Below are 4,481 nucleotides of genomic sequence, written 5' to 3' on the forward strand. Positions count from 1 at the left end.
ACACTAGCGCCACGAGATAAAAGGCTGGCAATAAAAAGCTAATATGTAACAACACCTTTAGCCAAAACAGCCCTCGAGCACTTATGCGCATTAGTAAAACTTCCTCAGGTCAATATTTTTATACAGGTCGGCGACTGAATCGCCATAACCATTGAACATTTGTGTCGGAATACGTTTCGCTGAGAAAAGGCCACCCTCCCCAATACTGCGCTCAGATGCTTGTGACCAACGTGGATGATCAACCTCTGGATTGACATTGGCATAAAAACCATACTCACTCGAAGCTAATTGATTCCAACTCGTTGGTGGCTGCTTATCCATCACGCGGATTCTCACTACTGATTTAATGCTCTTAAAACCGTATTTCCAAGGCACGACTAAGCGGATAGGCGCACCATTTTGTGGCGGCAAGGTTTTACCATATAAACCGACGGCTAAAAACGATAAGTCATTCATCGCCTCTGCAACCGTTAAGCCTTCAACATAGGGATAATGGATCCCACCACCCATTAAGCGACTCTTTTGTCCGGGCATTTGCTCCGGATCAAACAAGGTCTCAAAAGCAACGTGAGTCGCGTTACTTTGCACCCCAGCTTGTTTAAGTAAACTGGCTAACGAAAAGCCCACCCAAGGTATCACCATCGACCAAGCCTCAACACAGCGTAAACGATAAGTGCGCTCTTCAAGAGCGAAACGGGTCGTCAACTCATTAAGGTCTAAGGTAATCGGCTTATCAACCAAGCCATCAATGGTCAGTGTCCAAGGATCAACCTTAAAGTTTTGCCCATTGTCATAGGGATCGGATTTACTGGTACCAAATTCATAGAAGTTATTATGACGAGTCACCTTATCTTCTGGGGTTTTCGGATTGGATAACACAAACTTAGCGGGAGTTGTATATTGCAGACCTTGAGTCACAAAAGGATGTTGCGCTTTTTGCTCGCCAAATAAATCAAAAATACCTGCTTGAACTTGACCAGGCAAACTGGCTCCCAACGCTCCTAACCCAAGTGCTTTGATAATGTTACGGCGATCATTAAATACCGATTCGGGAGTCACTTGGTTATCAGGAATATGCCAAGCCGCACGTTGTTGTATGCCTTGAGTAAAGCGTTTTTTACCGGTCATAAATCACCTCAATAAAATATTTTTCGACAGCAAAGTATTACCATAATCTGCCATACTTATCTCAATAGACAGGTAAAAACCTATTTTTATTTCAGAATATGACTAAAAAAAACCAAAAGGCCGTCAACCTTTATCGATTGCCGAAATGGTGTCACTGCAAATGCTATACGAACCTATATAAGGGTTAGGTTTAAATTTAATCATTAACAATAATATTTGATTAAATCCTCAGTTTACCTCTTGCAGCGGATTATTAGCCGTGCGACCCTTAACCATTATTTTCTATCGGTTTTTGTTATGCCTTTTGCAGTGTCGTTAACTCCTCCTCAAATTGCAGCTTTGATTGCTGTCGCGTTTGTTGCCTTTCTCATTGGCGCCCTAATCAATCAACGATTAACTCGTAAACGATGGGAGCAACTTAAGCTTCAACATGAACAGCAAACGCTTCAACAACTCAATGAAGTCCAAATTGAAATGTCCAGATTACAAGATAATCTCGATGATAAAATTGATCACAGTAATCATCTGCAAAGTAAAATTGAAGATCTGATTGGCCAACTGTCTAGCGCAGAAACCAAAGCAGATCGGGTTAGTCTTGTTGAACAACAAATGGTTGATATTCAACATCGTTTAATGGAATCACAGCTCAATTTAGCGAAGTCTAATGCAGTGCAACAAACGATTCTGGTCAAAGCTGAAACTGAGCAAAAATCATTACAAGATAAAATAGCCTTACTCGAATCTGCTGAAGAACGCCTTAAACTGCAATTTGAAAACCTGGCAAATCGAATTTTCGAAGAACGCAGTGAAAACTTTAAACAACAAAATGTCTCGCAAATAGACGGTGTTATCGGGCCGCTGAAACAACAATTAGAAGGCTTTCGACGTCAAATTCAAGAGTCGTACACCCATGAGCAATCTGAGCGTAGCGCGTTAAAGCATCAATTAGACAATTTGCGCGATCTCAACTTAAAAATGAGCCAAGATGCCATTAACCTGACCAAAGCGCTTAAAGGTGACAACAAGCAGCAAGGTAATTGGGGCGAAGTGATTTTAGAACGCGTATTACAAGAAAGTGGTTTACGCGAAGGCCATGAGTATCAAACACAGCAAGATTTAAAAGACGATAATGGCAAGCGTTTTAAACCCGATGTTATCGTGCATTTGCCTGAGCAAAAAGACGTGGTAATTGATGCAAAAATGTCGCTGGTCAGCTATGAGCGTTACTTTAATAGCGAAGATAAAGACATTCGCGACCAGGCAATAAAAGAACATGCGTTATCAATTAGACAACATATTAAGGGTCTTGGCCAAAAAGATTATCATAAGCTGCATGGGCTGAAGAGTTTGGACTATGTGCTAATGTTCATTCCGATTGAGCCAGCATTTTTACTGGCCATTGAATATGATCCAAGCCTAGTTAACTTTGCCTTAGAGCAAAATATTATGCTGGTGAGTCCAACCAACTTATTAGTAGCTTTGCGCACCATCAACAATATATGGCGTTATGAGTACCAAAACCAAAATGCGCAAAATATCGCTAAACAAGCCAGTCGTATTTACGATAAATTATGCGGTTACCTTGAAGACATGGAAAAGCTTGGCCGGGCCTTAGACACTGCAGACAAAAGCTATCAAAGTGCCATGGCAAAATTATCCTCAGGTAAAGGCAATGTCATTAGACAAGCACATTACATGCAGCAATTAGGTGTCGATACCAGCAAGCAGTTAGATAAACAATTGCTCAACCGGGCACTAGATGAATCAGTCGAAAAACACACTAGTGATAGTGAATTGCAATAATAAGTAATAATTAATCTTTATTTAATCAATAAGACTAATAGTGATTTAACAACGTACAACGACTGTTTAGCAAAAGCATTAATCACCCATTCTTTTTAGGAAACAAATTACTGTGGCGGAGATCCTTATTTAAATGCGTAACACTTGGGCAAACATGTTAATGGCTAGCGCATTATTATTCAGTACATCATTGGCCTTTATAAGCCAAGCTAATGCGCTGACCTCACAACAGCAACGCTATCTTGATGCTCGTCAAGCACTGGATAAAAACCAGCTGGATAAGTATCAAGCATTACGCAAAAAATTAGCCGATTATCCATTAACGGTTTACCTCGACTACCACGCAACCATCGACAGCATAGTGCAGTCTCCAGGTAGCATAGCACTCAATGCTATCAACAAATTTGATACTACACCGCTGTACAATAATGCCCGTTATCGCTATCTGCTTAACGCAGGTAAAAAACAACGTTGGCAAGACTTTCTGGTGATATCACCAGACACGCCTAATGATATCCGTCTGCAATGTTATTACTACCAAGCACAACTTGATGCGGGTAATAAAGAGATGGCATACAAAGGTGTAGAACGCATATGGGTTTATGGCTATTCACGTCCTAAAGAATGTGATGCGGTGATTAATCAATGGACTAAAGCGGGCTATCGCACCCAAGAACTTATCTGGGCCCGCATGCTACTTAGTTTCGACGCTGGCCAATCCAGTTTACTCAACTATTTGTCTCAAAAAATCACCCAACATGATGACGAAGCCAAACTATTATTGTCAGTGTATCGCGACCCAAATAGCTTACGGCACATGAAAAAATTTGCCAGCTCAAAACCTATCATAGGTGATATTGTTGATGCCGGATTGCGTAAACTGGCCTACAAGGATTTACATCAAGCAATTAAACTGTATGTAAAATATCAAAAATTAGATCGATTCAGTGACTTTGGCGGACGCCAACTTAATCGCTATTTAGTTCGCCGAGCACTGATCAAGCAAGACGATAAATTAGTGTCACACATTGACACCATGTTGCCATTACTAAAGTCTGATGATTTATATGAAATGCGCTTACGCTGGGCCATTCGTCAACAGGACTTTACGACAGTAGAGAAGTATTTAGCCTTGTTAAGCGATCAAGGTAAAGCTGATCCTCGTTGGCAATATTGGCAAGCTAAGATGACCTCTAGCCATGACAAAACCCGTGCAACACAACTGCAGTTGACCTTAAGTGGCGAACGTAACTTTTACGGCTTTAATGCCGCAGAAGCGCTCGGTAAACCTTTGGCGATGAATGATAATAACTTAGCACCCAATCCAGAATTGCAAGCTAAGTTAAATCAAGATCCCGGCCTTGCTCGCGTGATTGAATTAATGGCTTTAGATAAGCAAATTGATGCTCGTAATGAGTGGTTGTATTTAATGCGCCGCCATAACAGTGACATGACGGCACAATACGGTTTGTTAGCCTTAAAAAACGGTTGGCATGCATTGAGCGTTGAATCAAGTATTCAAGGTAAGTTATGGGATTCACTGGCACTGC

Annotated in this window: 3 protein-coding genes; 2 read left to right on the forward strand and 1 reads right to left on the reverse strand. The window is 41.1% G+C overall.

What is annotated here, in order from left to right; translation table 11 throughout:
• Positions 1-90: 90 nt before the first annotated feature.
• On the reverse strand, positions 91-1,128 hold the full coding sequence (gene msrP, locus H5185_RS21345; protein WP_182743135.1) for a protein-methionine-sulfoxide reductase catalytic subunit MsrP: 1,038 nt from the start codon (positions 1,126-1,128) through the stop codon (positions 91-93).
• Positions 1,129-1,425: 297 nt separating this feature from the next.
• Here msrP and rmuC point away from each other — a divergent pair, with 297 nt between their 5' ends.
• On the forward strand, positions 1,426-2,931 hold the full coding sequence (rmuC, locus tag H5185_RS21350) for a DNA recombination protein RmuC (RefSeq protein ID WP_182696995.1): 1,506 nt from the start codon (positions 1,426-1,428) through the stop codon (positions 2,929-2,931).
• Positions 2,932-3,064: 133 nt separating this feature from the next.
• The coding region (locus tag H5185_RS21355) for a lytic transglycosylase (protein ID WP_182743138.1) at positions 3,065-4,481 on the forward strand (1,417 nt) is incomplete at its 3' end.

Source organism: Shewanella sp. SG44-6, from assembly GCF_014164185.1.
In the GTDB taxonomy this organism is placed as follows: Bacteria; Pseudomonadota; Gammaproteobacteria; order Enterobacterales; family Shewanellaceae; genus Shewanella; species Shewanella vesiculosa.

Bases quoted from the DNA above. Each gene is read 5' to 3' on its own strand.
- rmuC (WP_182696995.1), top strand. From the start codon at position 1,426: ATGCCTTTTGCAGTGTCGTTAACTCCTCCTCAAATTGCAGCTTTGATT.
- msrP (WP_182743135.1), bottom strand. From the start codon at position 1,128: ATGACCGGTAAAAAACGCTTTACTCAAGGCATACAACAACGTGCGGCT.